Below are 26319 nucleotides of genomic sequence, written 5' to 3'. Positions count from 1 at the left end.
CTGAACACCGGGCTTCTTACCTCCACGGTGTTTACAGAAGCTGCTGCACTTGCAGATGAAACGAATACTGCCATCAGCATAAGTGCAGCAATTGTTACTGCTGCGAATTTACTCATTATTTTCCTCCGTTAGTTTATGTATATCTAAGAGTGAGGATCATTGGATTAGAACGCTTATGCGCCCTCAGACCTTCATCAGGAGAACATTAAGTTCGCCCATTGACGAAGTTCTCATCATCACCCTCTTAATCCCGTCATATTGGATTACAAGAGCCTATTAATTAATTTCCCTTTTAAATCTTTTGTGGTCTCAAATGGGGTATTATTCGCGTCGCAATGGCAAGTATCGATGTATTTAACGGGAAATGTCGAACTCCAACATGCATATCCTCTCAAACAACGACAAGCAAGAAAGTCTATTTAATAGATTGTCGAATAGATTAAAATATGATTATGTTAGATATCATTATCATTATGATTATCTCAATACATTTATATCTTCCGAGATATATTATAAGTACCAAAGATTAAGTACAAAACGAGGCGAAACGCAAGATGTTTGATGGAGCTGTATCTGAAGAGATAAAGATGGAAGAAGGCCCGAACAGAGTTAGGACCGGTATACCCGGCTTTGATGAACTTTGTGGCGGAGGACTTATAAGGGACAGAACATATTTGATTTCGGGCACATCTGGAGCCGGAAAAACAAATTTCTCCATCCAGTTCATATATAATGGTATCACAAAATACGGAGAAAACGGGATCATAGTAGCAACCGAGGAAAGACCTGAGCAGATACGTGAGAACGTGCTCAAGTTCGGCTGGAACCTTGAGGAACTGGAAGAAGAGAACAAACTTGCTATAATAGATGCCTGTTCTACAAAGATCGGCATACCTTCTCAGGAGAAATATGTGGATATCCGCCCATTTGACATCCGTTCCCTTATGGACCAGATAATTACCACCCAAGAGGAGATCAATGCACGAAGGGCTCTTGTAGACTCTACGACATCTATAAGTTTCTATTTGCAAGATCCAGCAAAGATCCGTGTAGAGTTGCTCAAGCTCAGTACCACACTTGAAGTGATCGGACTTACTTCCATGATGACCTGTGAAGTAATAGACGAATCAAGCCCCTCAAGGTTCGGAGTTGAGAATTTCGTTACTGATGGAACCATTGTTTTGTACTATAAAAGGCATGAGAACGTGCGCATGCGCAGCTTGGAAATATATAAGATGCGCGGATCAGATCACAGCAAAAAGATCCACCCCTACGAGATCGCACCTGATGGTTTTGTGATCCATCCGCATGAAGAAGTATATTCAATGTTCTGAAACTAGATATCAGGATAAGTCCCTTCATTACCGCATTCAACACATTTATAAATCACAAGTTGCCTTCCGAAATTATCCTGCCTTTTAATGGCAGGATACCTCCATCTGTTCATTTTTCCTTCACATAGTGGACATCTGTAAAGCATTATATCACCTGGAAGTCCCATACAGAGACCTCGTAAATATAATGTGTTGTATATATTTAGTTTTAACCCCGGTTGAAGTATAATAGTGCGACTTTTATACTATATCTAACTCCAAAACTTGACCTGCCTGGACAGCACTCTCCGAAACATCGATCTCTTTGGAAGACCGGCTTTTATCCCCGATGATAGTGTATGGAACAACTGCGTAAGTTGATGAATTATTACCCTGAGTTGAGTAAGCAAGGACAAGGCTGTAAGTACCATTATCATCTGCAACTGCAGAATTATAATAATCAAACTCCCTTCCTTCATTACTGATAAGACTGGTTGCCCCGTAAACTGTTTCACCGGGTTCGGCCTTGCCTGTCACCGTCACTCCACGCACGTATTCGAACACTTTGACATATTTAACTTCCGGGTCCTTGGTAACAGTGGTATTGGATTCATACAGCAAGCGATAGTGACCGGAACCACTGCCATCATAAATATGTAACTTAACAAGCATTGAGTTCTTGAACTTGTCATTCTCTACTTTCGTGGTTACTGTAGATGAACCTTTGTTGACGGTTTCTTCGTCGAAGAAGCTATCATAATCCTCACCTGCAAGTTTAGCAATACTGAAGAATTTGCCCTTGACCATTGAGATATCTGTCAGTATATACTTTACGTTTCTTCTATCAAGTATACTTGATGCGTTTGTTTCATTCTGGGACAAGAAAAAGATAGCTACTTCTTGTACGCTGGGTTGGAAGTTATTGGTAACTACTGGCCTTTGGGACCTGTAGATGATCCAATTACCAAAGTCCCACCAACTGAGAACCCCATACTCAGGAGTCTGCAAGGGATCACTATAGTAAGAGGTCACCGGAGTGTTCTCCTTGAGCCAGTCCAGGCTTGCCTGCCAGTCAGAAGGCATAACAGATGGATTGGACACCGCAGCTACAGATATTAAAGTACCCGGCAGGAGTAACATCCCGAGTATCAGCACTAATGGCATATTGCTAGAATTTGCATTTACCTTTTTGTGCTTCCCTCCATGCTCTTTAACTGTCTTTGGCATCATCCATGAATGCAACTGACCCATAAGATAACCTGACATAACTGCCACATTGATCGATAGCAAGTACATAAAGCGTCTTTGAGAGAAGGCAAGTACAAAAACAATGATCGACCATATCACAAAGAAGGCGATTGTGGGATTTTTTGAAGGTTCCCCTTTCCGTAAGATAATAAGAAGAGATACTAGGGCAGACAGGAAAAACAGGCCGAATCCACCCCAAACAGACTGCAAAGTGAAACTTCCATACTGATCCCAGAACAGAGGTAAAGCTTCGTTGATAGTACTAAGGGTTTCATCAAGTCCTAACAGATAACCGATTCCCGCAGAGATGTTTGAGAAGAAAGTTGGCATCAATGACCTTAAACCAGTGATCCCAACTGCAATAAGGATAAGGATGGCCAACGGATAATGCCACCACTGACCCTTGTTACCTATAAGATTAGCTACTACCCAACATATCAACACAAAACCGAACATTGCCAATACGTAGAGTACATGGAACCATGAAACAAAAGCTGCACTCAACTCATACCCTTCCCTTACCATGATCAGTACAAAAGGGATGATAAATACAAGAGCAGCCAGATACATTACACAAGAGCTGAGCAACAAGTAAACTGAGGTTCTTTTAACCTTAAGGTCAAGAGCCAATTGTACAGGTACATACAATGCAAAAAGACCTATGAATATAGGTGAACCTGTCCATGTGAGGACAGAAAGAGCAAGCGTAATACCCGCCCCTATAGCATAAAACACTGAGCGGGACCGAACACATGTTATGAGTTCGCTTTTTGTTAATTTTCTGCAAAAATCAGAAGACGTACCTTCCTTAAGTGAGAAAATGAACAATGAAAAAGCTGTGGTCGATAGCAAGATCTCAGCAACATGATGGTCTGTTGCACCGAACATGGAAACCATGAGATGGATAGGCATTACTGCCAGGACCACTATACTGTAAAAACCTACCCTGCGGCCGAAAAGATTTGAAGCTGCAAAATACAAAGGTATCAAGGAAAGAGTTCCAAGGGCCACGGGAAAAAGTGCCGCAACCAGTTCAATGGTACTATTACTTGGATTGCCCATCCCAACGATTAATGCCAGCATGGAAGCCAGGACATCATAGAGAGGAGGCCAGCTTATGTCAAAACCCAATGGATAGTTGATGTAAGAATCAGACAGGAGATGACCCGGAAAATGCTGCGTAGTATAGAGGATACTTCTCATGTGATAGTAAGAATCATAACTTACAAAGGTCACCCTACCATCCGAGAAGAGAAAAGATAGTGGAAACAAACGTATGAGCAATGCAAAAAACATTACTAACAATATTTTAGTCCTGACAGAGAGAGAATCGATCTTACTCATCCTTTCATCCCTTTGATCCTACAGTGATTAATTAGTTGAGATATAAAGATATATAGTTTCATGGGACCAGCATTGTCCGCATTTTTTGAAGCATTGTAGACACATCAAATTCTTTAGCTCTTTTAATGCATGCTTCCCGATACTTTTGTGGGTCTGAAGACACTTCTTTGATAGCAGCAACAATTGAAAGTACTTCTGGTTCCACGAGCAAGCCTGTCACTTCATCTAACACAGTTTCAAGGTAACCCCCTTCTTTTACCGCAACCGTTGGTTTGCCTGACGCCATGGCTTCTATAGGAGTCATTCCAAAATCTTCATCAAGTGCTGTTGTAATATGCCCTTTACAGGTGGCATATAATTCAAGTAGTTTTTCCTCTGAAACACTTCCCATCAACGTTACATTTGCTGGAAGTCCCATCACCAATTTAGCTGCGTATCCCGATGCATGATCCCCTGTCGCATAACCTCCCACAATGATCAAATTTTGATCAGGCATTTCTCTGAATGCTTCTATCTGTAGTTCTACTCTCTTTTCAGGATAAAGCCTGTTCACAGACAGCCAGAAATCCCCATATTCTTTGTATTCGAACCTTGAAGTATCAACTGGAGGATAAATAATAACTGAGTCTCTGCCAAAATACCTTTGTATCCTTTTTTGAGTATTCATGGAATTTGTCACAATCTTAGATACGTGAGTAAGATAGTACTCAGAAACTCTCCGGTGAAAATGTACCCAAATGACAAATGGAAGAGAAACAAACACAGACTGGTTTTTACGGTAGACTTCATAGAGATCATAAAAAGCTCTTGTTGGTGTGTGACAATAGTAAACATTTGGTTTGTGCTTTTTCGCTGCAAAAAATGCCCAGTTACCTGAAAAAATAAAAAAATCGTACTTTTTGGAAAAATCACATGTTGCAAACTTAAAAGAAGCATCTATTTGTTTGAGAGGTGGTACTTTTAAAGTTTTCCCAATGCTTATGATCTTTACGTCCTCAAAACCCATTTTGGTTACAGAGTCCATGTCCACATCTGTAGTAATTACATCTGCCCCTAGTCCTTTTGCAAGTGTCAGAACCAATTTTTCCCCTCCTCCAATTGCTCCGATGTAGTCATGAAAAATAGCAACTTTCATTCCGATGCCTCATAAATATTGTTCCAATTTCAATAATGCTTCATTCCAATCATAATCTTTAGATTTCTGAAACGCAGCCTTAGACATGTTTTTACAACATTGATTACCCTCAAGTATTTTTCCCACTGCTTCCGCAATCTCCCTCTCTTCTAAAGACACAACAAACCCGTCAACTCCATCCTCAACCAGCCCTTGTGCCGCATTATACTTCTCTTTTACAGTTACCACAGGCACCCCGCAAGCAAATGCTTCTATTACAACCATCCCAAAACCTTCTCTCGAAGAAGGAAGTACAAAAACCTTTGAAGCTTTCATTTTTCCGATAAGAGAACTATAATCCTGAAAACCTACAAATTCAATGTTTGTGGAAATTCCCATATTATTTGAAAGTTCGATGAGTCCTGATTTTTCAGGACCATCACCCACAATGCAGCAAATGATATCAGGACGATTAACTTTTAGAACAGACACTGCCCTAAGTAGAAAATCGATATTTTTATCCTTAATAAGCCTCCCGGCAAAAATAACGTCATAGAGTTTTCCTTCCAACCCCGCCGAGGAATTGCCAACTTCTGCCTCGATCTTGGAGATCTCCTTAAGATCAATACCATTTGGGATAACTGTGATCTTCCCTTCAGGAACTCCCAGTGCTTCTAGCCTTTTTTTAGTCCATTTGGAAACCGCGATATTGTTTCCAGAAATTTTTGAGACTGCTTTTTCGATCAATATCCCAAAAAAACCTGCCTTACCCATATATTCGTACCAGTACTCACCCCATACTTCATGCCAAGTGTACACTACAAGGCTCTTATTTAAGACAGAAACAAGTTTTACTGTAAAACATGAAAAATAAGGAAATACACTTACATCAATAAGATCGAATTTCTCACGCCTGAGATGTGTAAACAGTCTTAAAGAGAAGATTAGTGCTACAGCAATAGACCTTCTTCCTTCCACATAAAGTTCCCTTGCTTTACAGACGCCATGTAGGAACATGCCCTCATATTCAATAACATCTGCACCTTCCCACCATTTGATCCCAAAAAGATGCACTTCGTGTCCCTTGGCAAAGAGGCGCTTACCCAGTTCATATATTCTCTTTTCAGCGCCACCTTTCACCCATGGATAAACTGCATCATATACAAGGGCGATCTTCATGATGTCACCTATCGGTGTCCATTCCCAGCATAAGGACACTTAGGAATATAGCTGTGAAGATCATTTGCAAGCCTATGGAACCGAATACCATGGCAAATATCGCTGTTTGTATCTGAAAAAGTGAACCATAGCCTGAACTTACCCATGATAAGACTACTTTCAGACCAATGAATATGCCTGCGAGCAAAAACACCATCCCTGAAAACAGTTCCACTTCAAGTGAATGATAGTCCATGATCTTTTTTATGAAAGAATTCTCCTTCACGTATAACCCATTTATGTACCCATAAGCACCCAGATAAAGGCCAGTTGCAAAGAACTGACTACCTATGACTGTCAGCATACTTGCCAATATGAATGAATGAAGCCTGGTTTCAGCCACATTGCCCATACGTGGCAGCGTGAACAGCAAGGCTGCCCCTACTATAAACACGAACATCCCCGGCACAAGCAGGAAAGAAACCGGGCGGTAAAGCATCATGAACCTAATATGCCTCCAGCCATCGTGTAAAGATCTGAGCTTGGAAGGAGAATCCCGCAGATCATAAGAGATAGGAACTTCCTTTATACGCAGACCTTTGTCTGCGGCTTCGATAACCATCTCTGAAGCTAATTCCATACCATGGCTTTTAAGGTTCATCTTTTCAAGCGCATCTCGGGTAAAAGCCCTCATTCCACAATGAGCATCTGAAATACTTGTACCAAACAGGACATTAAGTAACCATGTAAGGAAAGGATTACCTAAATATCGGTGTAACCATGGCATTGCACCTTTTTTTATGTTGCCTCTTAGCCTGCTGCCAATTACAAAATCAGCCTCTCCTTTCATTAGGATATCGAAGAACATGGGCAGTTCGTTGAGATCATAAGTGTTATCTGCATCTGCTATGGCTATATAGTCCCCTGTTGCCTTTGCAAGTCCTTTAAGATATGCATTCCCATAGCCCTTTACCGAGGTAATTACCACTGCACCCATGGACCTGGCTATTTCTGCAGTTCGGTCCGTAGAGTTATCCACCACAATTATTTCACCTTCGACACCTCTGATCTCAAAAAAGGACATAGCTTTCAGTATGCAGGTCCTTATAGTGGATTCCTCGTTCATGGAGGGCATTACAATGGAAACCCTTGGCATGCATTCTCATATTACTTACCATTACATAATATTTGTCATATCATTTAGCTGTAAAATGATACTTTAATCCGGCTGCTTATTTTTTAGAACTATGAAAATATTAAGAAAATATAAGTATTAGTCTATCTGTATTGATATACAGAATGGACGAGCTGAAAGAACTGGTATTTGGTATCCGAGGAGTTGACGAAATCATCGGCACTCTGAAATCACCATCGACTATATTATTAGCGGGAACTACAGGTGTCGGTAAGACAAGTTTTTGCCTGCAGATGCTTTCCCATGCTGCAAAAAATGGAGAGAAGACACTATATATACCATTTACAACAGAATCGCCTGAAAAGTTGAAGATGTACTTTTCCAGAATGAACTTCTTTGATAGTAGGATTCGCATTCATCCCATAAATCGTTCCATATCCGAAAAGGACCCTTTGAGTACATTGATAGACATAGGAAATGTGGTTGGCTCCTCAAAACCTGATAGAATAGTCCTTGACCCTGTGACACCCCTTGGTTTTGGATTCATAGAACCTGAAAAAAGAAGGTTTTTCTATACACTTGATTCCATGATACAGGAATGGAAAGCACTTGTAGTCCTTACCGGAGAAATGCTGAAAGAGGAGTTGCATGACTCAGTAGTAAGCCACTTAGTTGATGGCATAATATACCTTTCAAGGGAAGATAATGGTTTAAGGGCTGGCAACTTCCTGGAAGTCCTGAAACTGAGAGGAATGGACCCTCAAAAGAATACTGAAAATATATACAGAAAATATCGTTACAGGATGAGTACCGAAGGATTCAGCATGATATCTTACTCACAAGAGAAAGAATCGATGACCAGTTTACCGGAGAAGGTAAGTTCTGGGATTCCGGGACTGGACAGATTATTAAAAGGAGGATTATTTAGTAACAGCAGTACGTTGGTCACAGGTAAACCCGGTACAGGGAAGACAACATTTGGAATGCAATTCATCTCAAAAGGACTTGATCAAAAAGAACCCTGCGTTATCGTCAACTTTGAGGGGTTGTGCAATTCACTGGTCTCTGAAGCAAAACGACATGGATGGGAAATGGAAAAATATATAGATAATGGACTGCTAAAAGTTATCTCTGCTGACCCTGATAGCATGTGGCCCGAAGAACATGAGACCTTGATCAAGGAACATATAATGGAAACAAATGCCAGAAGGTTGTTCTTTGATGGCATATTCAACCTTGAAATGATGCTGCCTGACCAGTTACAATTAAGAGGACACTTGTACTCTCTGCTTCAATACCTGAAAACACGAAATGTCACATCGGTATTCACAATACCTAAATCTTCCAGTAGTATTACGGAAAATACCAGAATGAATGCAGAATTTCTGATGGATAATATAATCATATTGAGAAACTCAGAGGGTGGCAGAAGATATATGTGCGTATCAAAAAGCAAAGGCATACAGCACAGACCCAACCCTATAGAGTACGTAATTACCGAAAAAGGGATAAAATTAAGATCAGACACCCTGGCATAAAACCTGCGTTCATATATTATGTATCATGCGCTCCACTGTTGCACCCAGATCAGTTAACCTGTAATTATCCCCTTGCCTCTCCACGAGTTCTTTTCCTATCAGTTCTTCAATGATCTTGTCTACAGATGGACGGAAAATATGTATTGTCTTTGCTATACGTTCTGTGTCCATCTCTTTTTTTGATCCGAGAAGAGACAGTAGTTTCTTCCTGTTATTGTTTCCAGTAACAAATCCTACAAGTTCTTCCATTGTTCAGCCCCGTTTCTTATATTGATACTCTTATACTTTGATACAAACACTTCTATGTAGATATTCTGATTTAAACTGTTCCTATCATTTTTCACCGGAATAGAGGGAATAGGTTTATTAGTACCTACACATTATTAGTCCTTGGCAGGCTAGTCCGGATAGTCCGGCGTCATCTATAACCCGAAATCGCCGATATGCGGGGGACGAAGCCGATGGAAGATGTCTGGATCATCCTCAAACCTGTGGTTTCAACTAAGAAACTCCGTCCTGCTTGGATGATGTTGATATAAGGGCTTGTTGGAGAACATGTTTTTATATCTTGATCGTGGGGACCAGTTCAGGCCCGGAAGGGAGCAGACCAACCGTGAACAACCGTCGCTTGTAGGGTTGCGGGGTGGAGGCGAGACTGCAGACCACTTGTGTATGTGAATGACAGCGACCTGAGGTGTGCCTGCCACTTTATGGAAAAGCGTTAAATATGTAGATAACATTAGGAACGGAAGTCGGGAAATGTTCATTTTTCATGACGAGATAGCCAAGCCCGGTATGGCGCAGGATTGCTAATCCTGTGGTGCCCCGCACTTCGGGGGTTCGAATCCCCCTCTCGTCGCTTAATTTTATAAGCATATAGAATTGGATGAGAATATGGCAGAAAAAAAGGTCATTCTTCCTGTGGTCCAAAAAGAAAATAAAGCAGTACTTAGCCATCCCGGTACAGGATGTGGCGGATGTGGCTCAAAGAGTTGTAAAGGAGGAGGGATGGGTATTTATCCTGGATCAGAAAAAGAAGTAGTATATCGAAATATTTTCCTATATGCTACAATGGGATTGATAATATTCATTACCACCTATCTGATCGTACATTTATTAAATCTATTTACCTGATGAAGATTCCGAAGTCTTTACAGAGTGATAGATATAGCGCCTGACATTACCACATTTGAGACAGGATATTGTTATATACCTTCCTTTGAGGCGTATTCTGCAATTACCACCCGGAACAAGATAGCTTCCACAACTTTTGCAAAACCTTACCTTTAATTCCCGGGGAAACCTCACAAGATAGCGCATTCCGATCTTTCTTGCAAGTAAAACATATTCATCGCTCCTGATTGAATTTGAGCTGTACTCCGCATCTGCCAATTCAAAGAGTCTTTGAATGCGCTCCATAGCCAAATCCTTCGCAAGATTCTTGCTTTTCTTTTTAAAACGAGACATATTATACCAGATTAAATATCAGACTAGAAATCTTCTGGAAACAACACTTCTACATCAGGAGCTTTCCTGTATACTTTCTCTCTGAAGGCCTGCATATTAGCAACAGGAATACCTGCACACCCATAAGATACAGGAATGACCACTTTAGGCGAAATAATAGCTACCGCTTCTGCAGCTTTTTCTTCGTTCATGGTACAATCACCCACTGGAAGTATTACAATATCCACAGACATCGTCTGCATTTCCGGGATCAGACCTGTAACACCCGCATAATATATTCTTTTACCGGCAATGGTTATGACATATCCGACACCTGCTTCTTTTGGGCCTGAGGAAGCATCCGGTTTGTAAGAAGGCACTACCTCTATGGAAATACCTTTGATACAGAGATCATCCATCAATTCATCGCCTGCTTCCACACGCCGTGCATCGCCCCTGAATTGCACGCTCATATTTTCCGGCAACAGCGTAGTGGTACTGCTACTCCTTACAATGCGGATGGAGTCCGGATCAAAGCTTTGCGGATGCTCGTTGGTGAGAAGGATTATATCCGCCATGTCTTCCAGAGGAATATTTCCTGACAAACCATATGGATCCATGTATATTGTAACATTTTCCCCGCGAAGCCTGAAACCAGCCTTGCCGAGCCAAGTAATTTCCAGATTATCTATCATCTTGATTTTCACGTTCATACCTTCACCAATGAGTATGAACAAAGGTGCTTTGGTACCTATTTAATATGTCGCCTCGTATCAACTAGCAGGAATCAACAATCATCTATGGTTAGTGACATATTCCACTTGGCTGAGAGAAAGACGTAAGCTGCGAATAGACTGAACGCAAAACCAACTGGTATAGCTTTAAAAGAACTGCTCCATACCACAAAAGAACCTAGGATGTTAAATGCTGAACACAATAGGAGAAGATAACCAGAGGTATGCACACTGAACGTTTCTGACAAGTTCTCTTTGAAAATCTCATTGATCAATACTACCATACAGATTAACGCTCCTAAAAACCAGGAGATAGTACGAAAAGAAGGAGCAAGAAGAGAAGGAGTTAGACCACCATAAGACAACATAGATAGCTGCTGCACCACATTTACAAAAAGAGTGCCATATGTGATATCAAAATTCACATAGAAGAGTGAGAATTTGATTCCCCAACCTGAACTGTATGATATGTTGTAAAAGTAGAACTCCCATGGAACAATGATACATAGGAGAGGCAGAATCTTTCTAAGCAGAATAAGTTCCGAGGAGTTTATGCGCAGAGGGTTCATGTATTGAAATAATACACCCAAATATATATTAATTCGCTCATGCTAGACAAATGTATATATACAAACCTAATTTCTATATATCCTATAAACCTGAGTACAAAGAGGGATTGCCATAGAGACCAGAAAAGTGCAACAAACCGGTGGGTCAACCTATATAGTTTCCCTGCCCAAGCAATGGGCAGACAAAGTAGGCATAAAGACTGGAAGCCGCCTTTCACTTTCACCACAACCGGACGGCAAGCTTGTGATCGATCCGATCCAGGATACTCCATCCGTTAGAAAGACCCAGCTCGATGTCACTGATCGTATGGGAGAGATCCTGATAAGGGATATAATAGCAGCCTACCTTGTAGGGGCAGACATATTAGAAATAAAGTCAGATAGAATGCTGGCCGAACAGAAGAACATCATACGTGAGATGTGCTATAAGCTAATTGGACCTGAGATAATAGAAGAAACGGGAAAAAAAGTTGTGATAAAGGATTTGCTCAATCCCAATGAAATATCAATTAAAAAAAGCGTAAGAAGAATGTTCCTTTTATCTAATTCGATGCAAAAAGATGCTATTAGAGCACTTAAGACCAATGACAAAGACCTGGCACTGGACGTGATACAAAGAGATGATGATGTAGACAGACTTTTCCTTCTCACAGCAAAACAATTCCGTGCAGTGCTCAAAGGTACCAAGCTTCCGGACACTTCGGAGACATCAATAGATGAATACCATGACCTTCGAATGGCAGCAGGCCCACTTGAACGTATTGCAGACCATGCACAGAAAATAGCGAATATGGCCATGCACATGGACTATGCGATCCCGGATAATATAATGGAAATGATTGAAAAAGCTACTGAAGCAACCCGCCAGATAGTTGAAGACGCCATGGAATCCTTATATAACCACGATGCTGAACTTGCAAATAAGGTAATAGAGAGAGAGCATACCCTTAAACCAAAGATCAATAAGCTTAACCAGTATCTTTTGAAGATAGAATCCCATGAAGCAATAGTAGCACTGGGCATTGTGATGGATAGTATAGAAAGGACTGGTGATTATGGAGCTAACATCGCAGAAATAGCTATTAATTCAGCTATGGCTGCATCACAGGAATAAGACATGGGACAGAAAAACAGAACAAGGATACATAACTATTATAAATCAAAGGATTATTATAGAAAAATAACATTTCACGTTTCGTGAGCTGGATTTCCAGGAGGGAATAAATGGGCGTAATTACAGCATTTAGGCAAAATTTTTCTGACTTTTTTAAAAAGCTCTTCCGAAAAAAGAACGCACGTATAGGCATATATGGTCCGCCTAACGCAGGAAAGACTACACTTGCAAATCGTATCCTGCGCGACTGGACCGGGGATGCAATGGGTTCTGTGTCCCATATAGCACATGAAACACGTCGTGCAAGACGCCGTGAAGGCGTGACAATTAAGGCAAATGGACATTCCATCACCTTGGACATAATAGACACACCGGGTCTTGCCACAAAAATAGACTTTCATGAGTTCATGGGACATGGAATGGAAGAGAATGAAGCAAAAAGGAGGGCAAAAGAAGCAACTGAAGGAGTAATTGAGGCAGTCAAATGGCTTGATAACCTTGATGGAGTCATACTTGTGATGGATGCCACAGAAGACCCATACACCCAGGTTAATGTCACAGTGATAGGCAATATGGAAGCAAGGAAGTTACCCCTCTTGATAGCTGCCAATAAGATCGATCTTCCTGAATCGTCACCTTCCACTATTAGGGAAGCATTCCCCCAGCATCCCATGGTAGCCATATCCGCGCTTGAAGGAAAGAACATAGATACACTCTATGAAGAGATTGCAAAAAGGTTTGGGTGATGAAAATGCAAGGAATCCAGATGGACCTCATATCCGAAGAAAAACTTGCTGAGATGGCTCCTGTGGAAAAAGTCAGATTCATTATCGATGAGGTCAGAAGCGGCAAGATCCTTGTCCTGGAAAAAGGTCTGACACCTGAAGAAGAGGCAAACCTCATAGAAATGACAATGACACTGATCGATCCAGAAGGGTTCTCCGGAATAGAAATGGAGAGCTATCCATCCAAAGCTGATACGTCAATATTTGGAAAAATACTTAAAAAGAACACTGTACGCACAAGGCTTACAGTGATAGGACCTGCAGACCAGCTTAAAACCCTCAAAAAGGATAGGAATATGATAAGTGCACTCCTATCAGCTCATGAATGAGATGTGATACTAGGTGCTGACTGTGAGCAAGATAGAACCGGCAGACAATACTGGAGCAATGATATCACCTACTCAATCCCTTTCTACCATGGAGATGGGGAGAGATGACGTTAATGTAGTGTGTAGCTACGGAAAAATATCAGTATGGTTTGGCCGGACCGTGCCTGGCACAGTAATATGGAAAGTTCTCATCTGCATATCCAATGTTGACAAGTTGGCAGTTCATGAAAAAGAGATAATTTGCAGCTTTGATGACATCACTGTTTACGAAAGTTATGGGTATGTACTGATCTCTTACGCTAAATCCGATGGTGGGTACAGGGCAACTTTTAATGTCCCCTTCTTAAGCAACAAAGCTCTGATATATCTGGCAGATTCCATATTTAAAGAGCTTAAGGAAACTAATGTGCTTATTGATATATACTGGGCAGGCGATTATGCCAATATTATGAGATTGTATCAGGAACTGCACAACATAGAGGAATGGAAACTCAAAAATATAACCTATAAGGATGAGAGCAGAAGTACATCAAATTTCTAAGCGATAAGGCAAGTGAGAAAATGATACAAAAAAGATTAGAAGTTACCGAATGCAAGTATTTGATTTCATCAATGGAGCTTATGGCAAAACATCTTCAAAAAGTAGTTGCTGAGCTTGACAGGCAGAGCATCAAGCAAATGCTGGAACACATTACTAATGCAAGGGCAGTTTTTGTAATGGGGGCCGGGAGATCAGGACTTGTTGGAAGGGCCTTCGCCATGAGACTTATGCATCTTGGATTCACAGCTTATGTTGTAGGAGAATCCACAACACCCGCAGTAACAAAAGAAGATGTGGTAATTGCAATATCTGGTTCCGGACAGACACGTTCAATAGCCAACCTGGGAAAGATCACAAAAGAAATAGGTGCTAAACTCATCACCATCACTTCTAACGACGAATCTACATTGGGGAAGATATCTGACACTATCGTGAAGATAGCAGGAAGAACAAAAGAAGATGCCGGCGAATATGTTGAGAGACACCTTAGAGGAGAGTACTCATACCTGACCCCCCTTGGCACATCTTTTGAGACATCAGCCAGTGTTTTCCTGGATGGGGCCATAGCAGAACTAATCTACATAACCGGTGCCTCGGAAGAAGACCTTAAATCAAGACACAGCACACTGGAATAAATGAGAGGGGGAAACTATATGTGTGGATCGAAGTTTGCTGACAGGGTCCTTAGTATGAACATATCAGGCATCAGAAAAATGTTCGAGGCTGCGGGCTCTGATGCCATTAATCTTGGACTGGGACAGCCTGATTTTGATACCCCGCAACATATAAAACAGGCAGCCATTGATGCAATAAACTCGGGATTCACCGCATACACAGCTGGCCCGGGAATTGCAGAACTTCGCGAAGAATTGAGCCGGAAGTATAAAGATGAGAATTCCTTTGCTGTGGATCCTTCGGAAATCATCGTAACTTCCGGAGCATCGGAAGCTCTTGAACTTGCCATTGCTTCTCTTGTAAACCCTGGCGATGAAGTGATGATAGCAAATCCTGGATTTGTGTCATATAACGCACTTGTGAACATGATGGGGGGGAAAGTATCCAGCATCCCTTTGGATGAGGAACTCACCATCAGTCCAGAAGCCATAATGGAGAAAATGAACCCCAAAATAAAGGCAATGATAATTAATTCTCCCGCTAATCCCACTGGTGCAGTGCAGAGTAAGAAAGATATGAAAGCCTTTGCAGAAATAGCAGATGACAAAAATATCACAATCATTTCTGATGAAGTATATGAACATTTCATATATGAAGGGGAACATGTCAGCCCTGCTCAGTTCACAGACAATGTGATTACGGTTAATGCTGTTTCCAAGACCTATGCCATGACTGGATGGAGAATAGGATATGTGGCTGCTAAGAATGAATATGTGGAACAGATGTTGAAGGTTCACCAGTATGTACAGGCATGTGCTAATTCCATTGCACAGAAAGCGGCTCTTGCAGCTATATCCGGACCCCAGGATTCAGTGTTTCTGATGAAGCAGGAATTCCTGCAACGCAGAGATGTATTGATATCCGGACTCAGATCCATGGGACTTCAATGTATTGTTCCAAAAGGAGCATTCTATGCATTCCCTGAAGTGGAAGAGTGCAATATGGTAGCTTCAAAGCTCATAGCCAATGGAGTAGTTGTAGTACCTGGGACAGCTTTTGGAGAGGGAGGAGATGGACATATCAGAATATCTTATGCATCATCCATGTCAAACATCCTCAAAGCACTGGAAATAATGAAGAAAGTGCTTACATGAATTAAAGCACAGGTTCATCATTCTTTTTTTGTTTAATCATGCCCACAAGAGCTGTAATCACTTCATCAATTCCTTCACCTGTAGAGGTGGACATTGACATCTCTGTGAAATCCAGATTCTGAAAATGAGGCAGGTCAGATTTGTTAGAGACAACCAGTATCGGCAAATCGAATTGATTTCTAACTTCTTGTAATAGATTTTTTTGCTCCTCAATAGTATAACCACAGTTCTCACTTGCATCAACAAGGAAAAGCACCACTGCATCCAGATGCTTTAAGGCAGTAATGGCCTGCAGTTCAATATCGTTCCTCTTAGACATTGGCCTGTCCAGAAGACCTGGGGTATCAATCACCTGATACCGAAGATCACCTATGGAGAAATGACCTATGGATATGCCTTTGGTGGTAAACGGATAAGGTGCCACTTCAGGAGTTGCCTTCGTTGCTGCTGTAACAAAACTGGATTTACCGGTGTTAGGGTAACCTGCCACAACAATTGTTGGCTCTTCGTGAACATCGGGTAGTTTGCGCAGGATATTACGGGCTTCATTTAAGAGCAAAAGATCCTTGCTTATGGAATCCATCAAAGATCCTATGCGACCAAAACATTGTTTACGCAAGGTATCTGGAACTGGACTACCGCGCATGCGACTCACATATTCTCTGGCAAGATCATGTATCTTTTCACTTGTCCACGCTACCCTGGAGAGAGAAGTGCGTAATTTGTCCACGCCTACGAGTATATCTGCCAGTTCATAGTAAAAACCGGACAACTCATCAAAGTTCGGAAATTTTTTGCTGACATTAGCCAGATTATCGGTTAATATATTAGCTGAAGTTAGCAGCATAGACTCCTGGGAATCAAGGAAGCTGGCCTTACTACTTGATTTTTTCCCAGTTGCTGCCCTTACACCTCTTCTAAAGGCTTTATCTATTAGTTCATCAGAAGTGCGGATAGTAGGAATCTTCTCGAATATCATTGTTTCTTTACCTGTATGAGGTTCAAGGTATATGACGTATATAATTGTTGTTCTGTAGAGAGAATATAATTAACATTGATGAGAAATACTCAATTATATATATATGGGTGGAGTACTATATTTTAGTTTTATAAGAGGCGAATGGTGATCACATGGAGCTCACACCTATCCAGAAAGATATCCTTATTGCTTTAATCAATCTCCAGAGAGAAAAAGACCGCGCTATAAAAGGTGAAGAAATAGCAGAAATAATCAATAGAAATCCGGGTACGGTCAGAAACCAGATGCAGTCCTTAAAAGTACTTGGGCTTGTGGAGGGAGTACCTGGGCCCAAAGGTGGCTATAAGGCAACAGGAGAAGCTTATGAGGCTTTAAACGTCACAGCGATGGAGAATGAAGCCATGGTACCCATCTACAGGAATGGGAACGTAGTAGAAGGAGCAACGGTAGCAGAAATAAGTTTTACCACTGTACGCCATCCGGACCTTTGCCATGGCATGATCAAGGTACTTGGCAACATAAGAAGCTTTGAGCAGGGAGACCACGTACAGATGGGACCTACTCCAGTCAACAGACTGATAGTAAGAGGGGAAATCGTGGGTAGGGACGACACCGAAAATACGTTAGTTTTCTCTATCAATGAAATGATCTCTTTGCCTAAAAAGTCTGTGAGACACTATTCCAGCAAAAATTTCATCTCAGTGAACTTGAACACAAGTATAAAAGATACTGCTATGATGCTGTTCCAAAGTAACATACATGGTGCTCCCGTAGAAGACAACGGAAACATAGTAGGGGTAATTACCTTTAAGGATATTGGACACGCCCTTGCAAAGGGAACAATGGATGCAAAAGCGAGAGACATAATGGCAACGGACCTGGTAACAATTGATTCTGAAGCTTCCCTGATAGATGCCGTAAAGTTATTCAACGCCCATGGAGTGGGTTTTATTATAGTGACCTATGACGGAGTTCCAAAAAGCGTACTCTCAAAAACAGATGTGCTGCATGAACTTGCAGTATACTGATAAAGGACTGATATACGAGAAATAAAAAGAGAATTATTTTCTTCTCTTCTTCATTTCCTCGGCAATGTCCTCAAGAGAGATATCAAGCGCTGCAAACATAACCAGCAAATGGAATAGGAGATCAGAGGATTCAGAAACGATATGTCCTTTTTCTTTTTCTTTTGCCGCCAGAATGGTTTCTATGGTTTCTTCTCCAACTTTTTCAAGGATCTTGTTGATGCCTTTTCGATGATTGAGCAAGGAACATACATATGAACCTTCTACAGGGTTCAGCTTGCGGTCACGGATAACATCATACACTTCATTAAGGACAGAAAGATCAGCGTCGGACATGGTTCACCTCATCAGAATGAATACGAAGTGCATGCACTGAAGCGGTCTTTGTGTAAAGAGTTTTCCCTGTTGGTCCAAAAATAGAATTTAATGTGAAGACGTTGGAGTTAATCCATCCAATATGACGGGTATTGGTAGAACCAACGTCTTAGCCAAATTATCACTGAAGAAATGTATTTATTTCTTTTGGTCTCAATACCTCAAATTTTCCTCGGATCTGTGATCTCACCGGTAAGAGCTGAGGCTGCAGCAGTTGCAGGGGAACTCAAGTAGACAAATGATGCCGGGCTTCCTTCCCTGCCCTTGAAGTTACGGTTAGATGTTGCAAGCCCTACTTCACCATCACCTAGCAATCCAAAAGAACCGCCCATACATGGACCACAACACGGAGCTTCCACTATGGCACCTGCCTCCATGAACTGTTCCACATAACCGGCTTTTAGGACTTTGAGGTATTCTGTCCTTGAAGCAGGGATAATAAGCAGCCTGACACCTTTGGCAACCGGTTCATCACCCATTATCTTTGCTACGATTTCAATATCTTCGAACCTGCCGTTGGTACATGAACCCACGAATATCTGGTTAAGTTTTGTGCCTTCGACTTCTGAAACAGGCTTTACATTGTCAACGTTGTGAGGGCAAGCTACCTGTGGTTCAAGCTTAGAGACATCATATTTCCTTACCTCAGTGTAGGTTGCACCTTCATCAGGTTTCCAGCGTGGATCAAATTTATAATCAGGAATGCGCTCCTTAAGGTAAGCTTCAGTTGTCTCATCTGCTTCGATTATACCAGCTTTGCCACCCATCTCTATAGCCATATTAGATATAGTCATCCTCTCGGAAATTGACATATTATGTATGGTTGATCCAGCATACTCTGCAGCCTGATAACGGGCTCCTTCCACACCCACGTCACCTATAAGGTGCAGTATCAGGTCTTTAGAGTACACCATTTTTGGCAGCTTACCTTCCACTTCGAACCTTATGGTCTCAGGGACCTTAAACCACAGCTTGCCGGTAGCAAAGACAGCCGCCATGTCCGTCGAACCAATACCTGTGGAAAAAGCGCCGATAGCACCATATGCGCAGGTATGTGAGTCTGAACCAACTACAAGGTCACCGGGCCTTACATGCCCTTTTTCAGGCATTATCTGATGGCAGATACCTTCATATACATCATAATTAAGGATACCCTGCTCCTGGGCGAACTTGCGCAGTTTTATGTGGTTTGCTGCAGCATTAAGAGAATCTGCAGGCACCTGGTGATCAAAAATGATAACTATCTTGCTGGAATCCCACACTTTCTTCTCTTGCTTGCTTTCCATGATCTCATAAAAACCGTCAATTGCAAGAGGACCAGTGATATCATGCGTCATTGCACGATCAATATCTGCAAGTACGAATTCGCCTGCTTTTACGGTTTTCCCCGATGCTTTGGAGAAGATCTTCTCGGCAATAGTCATTGGATAATCGATGTTCTCAGACATGGTGATCAACGTTCTAATTTTTCATTATAAATAAAGAGATTGACAATAGGGATTACATACGCTCGCATATGCGATGAGTCCCTTCACTGTCATGCACTATATAAAATACATGCCCCTTTTTGAACCTTTCCAGAGAAAAGCCAACGTTTGTGTCCATTGGCTCGAAATGCTCATATCGCTGATATACCAAGATACGCTCTTCAAGTTCAAGCATGTACCTTTTGAGCACCAACCTGGCAAGTAAAAGGCTATCCTCATATGATATACTTGACCCTAATCCTTCACATTCCGAAGTATGAAGCTCGCATTCCTCTAGGTAAAAAGGATACGTCTGACAGAGAGCAGGTCTAAAATCATAGATAGCACATTTATATGGCAGATCCCCTCTTTCAAGAAAAAAACAGTCACCGTGTTTCTTGCGTTTGAGCATCCATCCAAAACTGTGTACATTCCCGTCTTTATCGAGATACGGAATGAGACCAGAGAGATCAGAAATACCATTTAGAGCGTCTTCAACTTCAGCCGCAATAAAAGGTAATACAAATTCTGCTGCGGATAAACTACTGTTTTTAGACAGATTCAAAATATCCTGTGGCAGCAGCATTACCCGGTTGTCACTGTGATAGCCTCTGCAACAACTCCCGCATTGTGTGCATAAGAATCCTATTTCCCTGATTTGCGAGCCAATGGTTTCGACTTTCAACTCAGATGCTTTATGAAGCTCTTTTCTGGCATATTCCAGAAGGAGATTTTTGTATTGATCTGGAAACGACATTGTAGGTTGTATTGATGCAAGATTAGTAATCAAGATGTCGGACAATCCCTATTATAATAAGTGTATATAATAATGAATATTATTGAAGGTCTGTGATATTATATCTACTCTACAAAAAAGATAATAGAATGCAGACGTATAGAAATTGTTCTAACAATTGAACAAGAGCACAAAATGCAAAGGACAAAGAATACAAATTAACCGATTGTGAAGATAAATATAGAATAATAACTTTCATACAAATATGAAACGATTTCCTCTGCCTGTTCATATAAATTCATACATAAGCACACCATCTTCATAATAATAGAAGTTTGTATGAATAAATATGAAAACGCAAGAAACACATATAGCCGCAGTAACATGATGCATCTAGTAGTTACAGAGCAAAATATAGAATAAACTTATGTAACAGCTAAAGACAAAAACAAAGGATAGATAAGAAAATAAAGAGGAAAAAGAAATTAATCCTCTACAGACTATTTCTTGCTTGACTCTTCCACACCCACCGCATTAAGGAACCTTTTAACAACTGACTCGTTCACAAGCTTGAGCAAAGTTTGCCTGTCTTTTGCAACACTGAACACACCCAGAGGGATCTGCGCAGCTGCAGCATTAGCATGACCACCACCGGAACCTTCGCCAAATGCCTTTTTCATGGCATCACCAAGGTTCACACGTATGTCGTTGCTTCTGCCCGAAATGAAAATTGTGTCCTCTGATACACCAAAGACCAAGGTAGTAGATATTCCTTCAAGGTTCAACAGATAGTCTGCTGCCTGAGGCAATGTATCCCTGTCCCTGATGCTTCCTACATTAGAGATGAGATAACCGCTATATATTTGCCTGTTGAGAATTGCCTCACCCAACACATCCAGAGTTTCCGTGGACATGGAAGGACGCTCAAGCTGATCAAGGATGTCATGTTCAGAAAGAGGATACAAAAAAGATGCTGCAGAAAGATCGGACGGATCCGTATTCCTTTTAAAGTCCAGAGTATCAGTACGGATACCATACAGCAAAGCAGTTGCAAGCTTCTGGTCGATATCTATATTTAATTCCTGAAGATATTTGGTAAGGATGGTTGCCGAAGCACCTACATTCGGACGTATATCAATGAACTCAGCATCGATATGTGTATCACCAACCGGATGATGATCAAAGACAGCACCTATATGAGTGCCAGGTTGCAATTTATTATTGGAACCCGGGACTGCACAATCTACAAGAGCAACTTTATCATAATTTGAGATATCACGATCTTCCATCTTGAAAAGGTCTATACCCAACAAATTCACAAAGGCTTTGTTCTCCTGATGGCCTATTTCTCCGCCGTAAAGAATATCCGAAACTACATCAAAACTTTTAGCGATCTCCTGTAAAGCAAGAGCACCGGAGATTGAATCTGGATCCGGATTATTGTGTACGACTATTGCCATTGTTTTCCCCCTTAGCCCGTTGAACCACTGGACAAGTTTGTTCCCCCTTAACATGGACTCGGCTCTTTCCAGAGATCTTGCGAGGGATTTTGCCACGACCTTAGGAGGAATGATCACAAGGTCAGCCCCAAGGGCTTCCATTTCCTGCATGTTGATGGCATCCGAGGCTCGGGCTACACAATAAACATCAGGTGAAACCTTCTTTCGTATATTTGCCAGCGCCGCTTTATTAGCCAGCGGGTCAGAACTCAGGATCATTATAGCTGCTAGGTTTTTGGTGTTGATCTTTTCCAGAACTTCCGGATCGCTGATGTCGCCTACCATAGCATCATAAGCTTCTTCCCTTAGGGTTTCCACCTTTTGAGGGTCCTTGTCTACTACAAATAATTCCTTATCACGTTCCTTGAGCTCTTTTACAAGAGCGAAACCTAAACTACCGCTGCCTAGGACAAGATAAAGTGGTTTTATTTTGGACTTGTCCATGGCATTCATCTCTTTGGTGCTGGCGTTAATAGGACGACCTCCGTTAAACTTCATCACAGTTAAACCATGATCTTCGGTTAATTACTGGATTCGGGACATATCAATGAATAAATAGAATGCAAACAATGGATTAATAGGTAACTATGGATTCCATCACCTGGGAAGAAATGAAAGCCATTGATGCAAATTGTGCGCAGCTTGGTCTTTTACCCATCCAGCTCATGGAGAACGCAGGTTCTTCAATATCAAAAGAGATAAGAGATCGTTTCTCCGGAGGGAAAATATTGCTAGTTGCGGGCAGAGGGAACAACGGAGGAGATGCTTTTGTAGCTGCACGCCACCTTTGCGAATACCCACAATTTCAGGTCGATGTGATACTTTTAGGGAATGTAGCCTCCATCCGCACTGAAGAAGCAAAGAGAAACTTCCTGCTGCTTAGACATTGCAAGATCAATAATATAAAAGAGATAACAAACCCTGGAGATGTGTCACTATCCGAATTGATCAATAATGCCGATGTCATAGTTGATGGGATACTTGGAACTGGCGTAGCAGGGAAGATAAGAGAACCTGAAGCTTCGGCAATAGAACTTATCAATTTATCCGGGAAATACGTGATAGCCATTGATCTGCCTTCTGGGACACCAGACACAAAGAGCGAACAGGTAAAATGTGTCAAAGCAGACCTGACAATTACCTTCCATAAAATGAAAGAAGAATTGAGCACACCTGTCGCATTCTATTACACAGGAGAGGTAAAGGTCTCAAGCATAGGTATTTGTTCTCATGCTGAAAGTTTTACAGGCATAGGGAACCTGAGGACTCTGAATATAAGAACCCCTGATTCCCATAAGGGACAAGCTGGCAGAATACTAATCATTGGCGGAGGTGCTTATTCAGGAGCTCCTGCCTTGGCAGCCCTGGCAGCACTCAGAACAGGAGCTGATATTGTAACAGTGGCAGCTCCAGCCAATGTAGCTGGTACCATCGCATCGTTCTCTCCTGATCTTATTGTACGTTGTCTATCAAGCCAAAGACTTTGCAGTGAAGATATACCGCTGGTCACAAAACTTGCTTATCAGCACGATGTGATTGTTATGGGTATGGGCCTTGGGAATGATGAAGAAGTGGTTGAAACTGCACGCAGAATAATTCCCCTGTGCAAAAAACTAGTCCTTGATGCAGATGCATTGCCTGCCCTCGAAGAAACTAAAGGCACTTATTCTGAAGTAGTAATTACACCCCATGCCAGAGAGTTCGCACGAATAAGAAAAATAGAAACCTCTACGGAGATAAATAACAGGATAGAGGAAGTAATGGCATTTTCCAGAGAAAAGAAAGTAGTTACCCTCCTCAAAGGAAAAGTAGATATTGTCTCTGATGGAAGGAAAGTTATGCTTAACCGGACAGGTAATGCAGGAATGAGTGTAGGTGGCACCGGAGATGTGCTTGCAGGTATCACAGGTGCACTTTTAGCCATCAATCCACCAATGAAAGCTGCAGCCTGCGCAGCGTATATAAATGGAACTGCGGGAGACCTTGCATTCAAAGATAAAGGGTATGGATTACTGGCTACCGATATAATAGAAAGGATAACTGATGTAATGAGGGAGTGAATTATAATGGCAAAAGATGAGAAACGGAAGATCAGCGTTGATATCGAGAGAAAAAACGTAAGAATAATAATTACCCATGCAGAAGACGAGGAAATACTCAAATTGACTGTTGATGAAGCTAAAGATCTTAGAGAGAAATTAGAGAATATTGTTGAGGACTATCAACAGAGGCAAAAATTGCGTATAGACTGATTGATGGTGGTTCCCTTGGAAACAAAATTAAGCCACCTGAAGGATGATAGAGCCATAATGGTGGACATAAGTATCAAAGATATTGTTGAAAGACGTGCAAGAGCAGTCGGTGAGATCTTACTTTCTGACTCAACTCTTGAGAGAATTAAAAATGGAAATATAGAAAAAGGAAATGTATTGGCCACTGCCAGAACGGCGGCTATACTTGGAGTAAAAAGAACGCCGGAACTGATACCAATGTGCCACCAGATACCTATAACAGCAGTGGACGTAAACTTTTCATTCCGAGAGAAGTCACTAGTAGCTAACGTTGAAGTAAGATCTGTTGGCAGAACAGGAGTAGAAATGGAAGCTCTTACTGGCGTCTCGATCGCACTACTTACAGTATGGGATATGGTGAAATCTGCAGAAAAAGATAATACAGGCAATTATCCCAACACATCCATACAGAACATAAGCGTGCTCGAAAAGATAAAGGGAACCAAAACTAATTAACATAAGACATAGTAGAGTAGGAAAATCAGATCATAAAAGATCCAGTAAACAATTTCATGAGGTACTTAAATTGAAGATAATAGGAGGGCCGGCATCACAGGCACTTGCTACCCGCGTAGCAAGGGAAATGAACATTGAACCAACTCTGTGTGAGTTCAACCGTTTTCCCGATGGGGAGATTTATACCCGTATAATGGAAGAACCTATGGACGAAGTAACCATAATACAGAGTACTGCAACAGATTCTGACCTCATGGCACTGCTACTTATGATAGATGCCTGTGAAGATGCACAGGTAGTGAACGTTGTCATCCCCTATATGGGATACGCACGCCAAGATCAGAAGTTCAAATGTGGAGAGCCTATCAGCGCAAGAGCCGTAGCTCGAGCCATATCTGCAGACAGAATATTTACTGTAAATATCCACAAGCCAAGTATCCTGGATTATTTCAGTTCTGATGCATTTGACCTGGACGCATCAGATGTCATAGGCAAGTATATAAGCTCCCTCCAACTGAAAGATCCATTGATAGTAGCTCCGGACATAGGTGCTGTGAACCTTGCAGAGAATACAGCAAAGGGCGTTGGTCTTCAGTATGATCACCTTGAAAAGACCAGGCTCTCGGGAGACACCGTAACCATCAAGACGAAGAATATGGATGTCTCTGGCAGGGATGTTGTTCTGGTGGATGACATGATAGCTACAGGCGGTACAATGGCAGAATCTATAAAACTTCTCAAGGGACAGGGTGCAAGAGATGTTTATCTTGCATGTGTACATCCCGTATTGGCAAAAAATGCAGTGTTACGCCTTTTTAATGCTGGTGTCCGTGATATCATAGCTACGGACACACTGGAGAAGGCACAGAGTTCTGTGAGCGTGGCACCCCTTATTGCCGGTTCTATAAAGAAGATCTAAACCAAGAATCATTATTGGCTATCATTGTGGGATTGCCTGTAAAGTGTCCTCTTGACGGAAAATCAAGTTGCAAAGGAAAACAATGCCATCTATATCATGTGGATTGGCGCACTAAAGAAGCTAATTGCATTATAGGATACGGAAGTTCCCACAAAACAACGCTTTCTGACAGAGTGATCCTGGATACATACATAGAAAATACGAGGACAAAATTAGGAAGAGATATCGGCAGTCCAGAGATGCCTGAAAAAGAACCAGAAAATTGTTTTCAAAATGCTATACAGGATATGCAGATCGAAAAACACTTTGAGAAGGTAACTGAAAGTGACAAAAATACAACTGTTATCGAAACCCACGATAAAATAAAGAAGGATAGAACATATAAAAAGTGATGTTATAGACTTTTCTGAAAACTGAGAAAAGCTTTGGAGATGAT

General features: G+C 41.5%; 28 protein-coding genes, 1 tRNA gene and 1 other RNA gene. 17 read left to right on the top strand and 13 right to left on the bottom strand.

Annotated features, from left to right (window positions below; translation table 11 throughout):
• Positions 1-554: 554 nt before the first annotated feature.
• Entirely contained in the window at positions 555-1334 is a 780-nt protein-coding gene (locus ACCM36_RS08370) for an ATPase domain-containing protein (protein ID WP_370573298.1), read from the top strand.
• Between the two features lie 2 nt (positions 1335-1336).
• Here the strand turns inward: ACCM36_RS08370 and ACCM36_RS08365 are convergent, their stop codons facing one another.
• The 5 genes from ACCM36_RS08365 to ACCM36_RS08345 all read right to left on the bottom strand — a co-directional run bounded on the left by ACCM36_RS08365 (position 1337) and on the right by ACCM36_RS08345 (position 7333).
• Complete coding sequence (locus tag ACCM36_RS08365; protein WP_370573297.1) at positions 1337-1501, bottom strand: hypothetical protein; 165 nt, start codon at positions 1499-1501, stop codon at positions 1337-1339.
• 73 nt (positions 1502-1574) lie between these two features.
• Positions 1575-3905, bottom strand: coding sequence for an oligosaccharyl transferase, archaeosortase A system-associated (locus tag ACCM36_RS08360; RefSeq protein ID WP_370573296.1), 2331 nt, complete (start codon positions 3903-3905; stop codon positions 1575-1577).
• Between the two features lie 58 nt (positions 3906-3963).
• On the bottom strand, positions 3964-5040 hold the full coding sequence (locus tag ACCM36_RS08355; RefSeq protein ID WP_370573295.1) for a glycosyltransferase: 1077 nt from the start codon (positions 5038-5040) through the stop codon (positions 3964-3966).
• A gap of 9 nt (positions 5041-5049) precedes the next feature.
• Positions 5050-6198: a glycosyltransferase family 4 protein gene (locus tag ACCM36_RS08350; protein ID WP_370573294.1), complete on the bottom strand. Its 1149-nt coding sequence runs from the start codon at positions 6196-6198 to the stop codon at positions 5050-5052.
• 4 nt (positions 6199-6202) lie between these two features.
• Complete coding sequence (locus ACCM36_RS08345) at positions 6203-7333, bottom strand: glycosyltransferase family 2 protein (RefSeq protein ID WP_370573293.1); 1131 nt, start codon at positions 7331-7333, stop codon at positions 6203-6205.
• Between the two features lie 143 nt (positions 7334-7476).
• Between ACCM36_RS08345 and ACCM36_RS08340 the strand changes: the two genes are divergently transcribed.
• Positions 7477-8850 carry an RAD55 family ATPase gene (locus tag ACCM36_RS08340; RefSeq protein WP_370573292.1) on the top strand — a complete coding sequence of 458 codons (1374 nt, stop codon included), beginning with the start codon at positions 7477-7479 and terminating at the stop codon, positions 8848-8850.
• Positions 8851-8859: 9 nt separating this feature from the next.
• Here the strand turns inward: ACCM36_RS08340 and ACCM36_RS08335 are convergent, their stop codons facing one another.
• The gene (locus tag ACCM36_RS08335) at positions 8860-9099 is read right to left on the bottom strand and encodes a transcriptional regulator (protein WP_370573291.1); all 240 of its coding nucleotides are present in this window, start codon (positions 9097-9099) and stop codon (positions 8860-8862) included.
• A 142-nt stretch (positions 9100-9241) separates the two neighbouring features.
• Between ACCM36_RS08335 and ffs the strand changes: the two genes are divergently transcribed.
• From ffs to ACCM36_RS08320, 3 genes are all read left to right on the top strand, one after another.
• Positions 9242-9556: signal recognition particle sRNA (gene ffs / locus ACCM36_RS08330), an RNA gene on the top strand.
• Between the two features lie 68 nt (positions 9557-9624).
• Positions 9625-9709, top strand: a tRNA-Ser gene (locus ACCM36_RS08325).
• Positions 9710-9744: 35 nt separating this feature from the next.
• Positions 9745-9984, top strand: coding sequence for a hypothetical protein (locus ACCM36_RS08320; protein ID WP_370573290.1), 240 nt, complete (start codon positions 9745-9747; stop codon positions 9982-9984).
• Here ACCM36_RS08320 and ACCM36_RS08315 read toward each other — a convergent pair.
• Both ACCM36_RS08315 and ACCM36_RS08310 read right to left on the bottom strand, forming a co-directional pair.
• Positions 9973-10317, bottom strand: a complete 345-nt coding sequence (locus ACCM36_RS08315; protein ID WP_370573289.1) for a ribonuclease P protein component 4 — start codon at positions 10315-10317, stop codon at positions 9973-9975. The genes ACCM36_RS08320 and ACCM36_RS08315 overlap by 12 nt on opposite strands.
• A 23-nt stretch (positions 10318-10340) precedes the next feature.
• Complete coding sequence (locus tag ACCM36_RS08310) at positions 10341-11009, bottom strand: MBL fold metallo-hydrolase (protein ID WP_370573288.1); 669 nt, start codon at positions 11007-11009, stop codon at positions 10341-10343.
• A 717-nt stretch (positions 11010-11726) separates the two neighbouring features.
• On the opposite strand from ACCM36_RS08310, the gene ACCM36_RS08305 reads away from it, so the two are divergent.
• The 6 genes from ACCM36_RS08305 (at position 11727) to ACCM36_RS08280 (ending at position 16137) form a co-directional block, all read left to right on the top strand.
• Positions 11727-12713: a PhoU domain-containing protein gene (locus ACCM36_RS08305; RefSeq protein WP_370573287.1), complete on the top strand. Its 987-nt coding sequence runs from the start codon at positions 11727-11729 to the stop codon at positions 12711-12713.
• A gap of 110 nt (positions 12714-12823) precedes the next feature.
• Positions 12824-13459: an Era-like GTP-binding protein gene (locus ACCM36_RS08300; RefSeq protein ID WP_370573286.1), complete on the top strand. Its 636-nt coding sequence runs from the start codon at positions 12824-12826 to the stop codon at positions 13457-13459.
• A gap of 5 nt (positions 13460-13464) precedes the next feature.
• Complete coding sequence (locus ACCM36_RS08295) at positions 13465-13827, top strand: DUF2073 domain-containing protein (RefSeq protein ID WP_370573285.1); 363 nt, start codon at positions 13465-13467, stop codon at positions 13825-13827.
• 13 nt (positions 13828-13840) lie between these two features.
• The gene (locus ACCM36_RS08290) at positions 13841-14368 is read left to right on the top strand and encodes a hypothetical protein (RefSeq protein WP_370573284.1); all 528 of its coding nucleotides are present in this window, start codon (positions 13841-13843) and stop codon (positions 14366-14368) included.
• 20 nt (positions 14369-14388) lie between these two features.
• Positions 14389-15003: a 6-phospho-3-hexuloisomerase gene (hxlB, locus tag ACCM36_RS08285; RefSeq protein WP_370573283.1), complete on the top strand. Its 615-nt coding sequence runs from the start codon at positions 14389-14391 to the stop codon at positions 15001-15003.
• A gap of 18 nt (positions 15004-15021) precedes the next feature.
• The gene (locus ACCM36_RS08280) at positions 15022-16137 is read left to right on the top strand and encodes a pyridoxal phosphate-dependent aminotransferase (RefSeq protein ID WP_370573282.1); all 1116 of its coding nucleotides are present in this window, start codon (positions 15022-15024) and stop codon (positions 16135-16137) included.
• Position 16138: 1 nt separating this feature from the next.
• Here ACCM36_RS08280 and ACCM36_RS08275 read toward each other — a convergent pair whose 3' ends face one another.
• On the bottom strand, positions 16139-17116 hold the full coding sequence (locus ACCM36_RS08275; RefSeq protein ID WP_370573281.1) for an NOG1 family protein: 978 nt from the start codon (positions 17114-17116) through the stop codon (positions 16139-16141).
• A 152-nt stretch (positions 17117-17268) separates the two neighbouring features.
• Here ACCM36_RS08275 and ACCM36_RS08270 point away from each other — a divergent pair, with 152 nt between their 5' ends.
• Positions 17269-18144 carry a CBS domain-containing protein gene (locus ACCM36_RS08270; protein ID WP_370573280.1) on the top strand — a complete coding sequence of 292 codons (876 nt, stop codon included), beginning with the start codon at positions 17269-17271 and terminating at the stop codon, positions 18142-18144.
• A gap of 33 nt (positions 18145-18177) precedes the next feature.
• Here the strand turns inward: ACCM36_RS08270 and hisE are convergent, their stop codons facing one another.
• The 4 genes from hisE to ACCM36_RS08250 all read right to left on the bottom strand — a co-directional run bounded on the left by hisE (position 18178) and on the right by ACCM36_RS08250 (position 22715).
• Positions 18178-18477 carry a phosphoribosyl-ATP diphosphatase gene (gene hisE, locus ACCM36_RS08265; protein ID WP_370573279.1) on the bottom strand — a complete coding sequence of 100 codons (300 nt, stop codon included), beginning with the start codon at positions 18475-18477 and terminating at the stop codon, positions 18178-18180.
• A gap of 200 nt (positions 18478-18677) precedes the next feature.
• Positions 18678-19964: a 3-isopropylmalate dehydratase large subunit gene (locus tag ACCM36_RS08260; RefSeq protein WP_370573278.1), complete on the bottom strand. Its 1287-nt coding sequence runs from the start codon at positions 19962-19964 to the stop codon at positions 18678-18680.
• 52 nt (positions 19965-20016) lie between these two features.
• A complete protein-coding gene (locus tag ACCM36_RS08255; RefSeq protein ID WP_370573276.1) occupies positions 20017-20739 on the bottom strand; it encodes a YkgJ family cysteine cluster protein in 723 nt (240 codons plus the stop codon).
• Positions 20740-21218: 479 nt separating this feature from the next.
• The gene (locus ACCM36_RS08250; RefSeq protein WP_370573274.1) at positions 21219-22715 is read right to left on the bottom strand and encodes a DHH family phosphoesterase; all 1497 of its coding nucleotides are present in this window, start codon (positions 22713-22715) and stop codon (positions 21219-21221) included.
• Between the two features lie 89 nt (positions 22716-22804).
• Between ACCM36_RS08250 and ACCM36_RS08245 the strand changes: the two genes are divergently transcribed.
• From ACCM36_RS08245 to ACCM36_RS08225, 5 genes are all read left to right on the top strand, one after another.
• On the top strand, positions 22805-24277 hold the full coding sequence (locus ACCM36_RS08245) for an NAD(P)H-hydrate dehydratase (protein WP_370573273.1): 1473 nt from the start codon (positions 22805-22807) through the stop codon (positions 24275-24277).
• 6 nt (positions 24278-24283) lie between these two features.
• Positions 24284-24469: a hypothetical protein gene (locus ACCM36_RS08240; protein WP_370573272.1), complete on the top strand. Its 186-nt coding sequence runs from the start codon at positions 24284-24286 to the stop codon at positions 24467-24469.
• Between the two features lie 3 nt (positions 24470-24472).
• Positions 24473-24964 (top strand): cyclic pyranopterin monophosphate synthase MoaC, encoded by a 492-nt coding sequence (gene moaC, locus ACCM36_RS08235; protein ID WP_370573271.1) that lies wholly within the window; start codon positions 24473-24475, stop codon positions 24962-24964.
• Between the two features lie 70 nt (positions 24965-25034).
• Entirely contained in the window at positions 25035-25883 is an 849-nt protein-coding gene (locus tag ACCM36_RS08230) for a ribose-phosphate diphosphokinase (protein ID WP_370573270.1), read from the top strand.
• Positions 25884-25897: 14 nt separating this feature from the next.
• On the top strand, positions 25898-26275 hold the full coding sequence (locus ACCM36_RS08225) for a hypothetical protein (protein WP_370573269.1): 378 nt from the start codon (positions 25898-25900) through the stop codon (positions 26273-26275).
• Positions 26276-26319 lie beyond the last annotated feature (44 nt).

This window comes from Methanomethylovorans sp., from assembly GCF_041305605.1.
Classification (GTDB): domain Archaea; phylum Halobacteriota; class Methanosarcinia; order Methanosarcinales; family Methanosarcinaceae; genus Methanomethylovorans.
The sequence above is the reverse complement of the archived record's forward strand: the minus strand, read 5'-3'. Positions and strand labels throughout refer to the sequence as shown.

What these genes read in the sequence shown, in the direction of transcription:
- ACCM36_RS08280 (WP_370573282.1), top strand. Translation starts at nt 15,022, where the DNA reads ATGTGTGGATCGAAGTTTGCTGACAGGGTCCTTAGTATGAACATATCA.
- ACCM36_RS08245 (WP_370573273.1), top strand. Translation starts at nt 22,805, where the DNA reads ATGGATTCCATCACCTGGGAAGAAATGAAAGCCATTGATGCAAATTGT.
- ACCM36_RS08370 (WP_370573298.1), top strand. Translation starts at nt 555, where the DNA reads ATGTTTGATGGAGCTGTATCTGAAGAGATAAAGATGGAAGAAGGCCCG.
- ACCM36_RS08360 (WP_370573296.1), bottom strand. Translation starts at nt 3,905, where the DNA reads ATGAGTAAGATCGATTCTCTCTCTGTCAGGACTAAAATATTGTTAGTA.
- ACCM36_RS08345 (WP_370573293.1), bottom strand. Translation starts at nt 7,333, where the DNA reads ATGCCAAGGGTTTCCATTGTAATGCCCTCCATGAACGAGGAATCCACT.
- moaC (WP_370573271.1), top strand. Translation starts at nt 24,473, where the DNA reads ATGGTGGTTCCCTTGGAAACAAAATTAAGCCACCTGAAGGATGATAGA.
- ACCM36_RS08365 (WP_370573297.1), bottom strand. Translation starts at nt 1,501, where the DNA reads ATGGGACTTCCAGGTGATATAATGCTTTACAGATGTCCACTATGTGAA.
- ACCM36_RS08320 (WP_370573290.1), top strand. Translation starts at nt 9,745, where the DNA reads ATGGCAGAAAAAAAGGTCATTCTTCCTGTGGTCCAAAAAGAAAATAAA.
- hisE (WP_370573279.1), bottom strand. Translation starts at nt 18,477, where the DNA reads ATGTCCGACGCTGATCTTTCTGTCCTTAATGAAGTGTATGATGTTATC.
- hxlB (WP_370573283.1), top strand. Translation starts at nt 14,389, where the DNA reads ATGATACAAAAAAGATTAGAAGTTACCGAATGCAAGTATTTGATTTCA.
- ACCM36_RS08275 (WP_370573281.1), bottom strand. Translation starts at nt 17,116, where the DNA reads ATGATATTCGAGAAGATTCCTACTATCCGCACTTCTGATGAACTAATA.
- ACCM36_RS08340 (WP_370573292.1), top strand. Translation starts at nt 7,477, where the DNA reads ATGGACGAGCTGAAAGAACTGGTATTTGGTATCCGAGGAGTTGACGAA.
- ACCM36_RS08260 (WP_370573278.1), bottom strand. Translation starts at nt 19,964, where the DNA reads ATGTCTGAGAACATCGATTATCCAATGACTATTGCCGAGAAGATCTTC.
- ACCM36_RS08270 (WP_370573280.1), top strand. Translation starts at nt 17,269, where the DNA reads ATGGAGCTCACACCTATCCAGAAAGATATCCTTATTGCTTTAATCAAT.
- ACCM36_RS08300 (WP_370573286.1), top strand. Translation starts at nt 12,824, where the DNA reads ATGGGCGTAATTACAGCATTTAGGCAAAATTTTTCTGACTTTTTTAAA.
- ACCM36_RS08255 (WP_370573276.1), bottom strand. Translation starts at nt 20,739, where the DNA reads ATGTCGTTTCCAGATCAATACAAAAATCTCCTTCTGGAATATGCCAGA.
- ACCM36_RS08310 (WP_370573288.1), bottom strand. Translation starts at nt 11,009, where the DNA reads ATGAACGTGAAAATCAAGATGATAGATAATCTGGAAATTACTTGGCTC.
- ACCM36_RS08355 (WP_370573295.1), bottom strand. Translation starts at nt 5,040, where the DNA reads ATGAAAGTTGCTATTTTTCATGACTACATCGGAGCAATTGGAGGAGGG.
- ACCM36_RS08295 (WP_370573285.1), top strand. Translation starts at nt 13,465, where the DNA reads ATGCAAGGAATCCAGATGGACCTCATATCCGAAGAAAAACTTGCTGAG.
- ACCM36_RS08350 (WP_370573294.1), bottom strand. Translation starts at nt 6,198, where the DNA reads ATGAAGATCGCCCTTGTATATGATGCAGTTTATCCATGGGTGAAAGGT.
- ACCM36_RS08250 (WP_370573274.1), bottom strand. Translation starts at nt 22,715, where the DNA reads ATGAAGTTTAACGGAGGTCGTCCTATTAACGCCAGCACCAAAGAGATG.
- ACCM36_RS08315 (WP_370573289.1), bottom strand. Translation starts at nt 10,317, where the DNA reads ATGTCTCGTTTTAAAAAGAAAAGCAAGAATCTTGCGAAGGATTTGGCT.
- ACCM36_RS08240 (WP_370573272.1), top strand. Translation starts at nt 24,284, where the DNA reads ATGGCAAAAGATGAGAAACGGAAGATCAGCGTTGATATCGAGAGAAAA.
- ACCM36_RS08335 (WP_370573291.1), bottom strand. Translation starts at nt 9,099, where the DNA reads ATGGAAGAACTTGTAGGATTTGTTACTGGAAACAATAACAGGAAGAAA.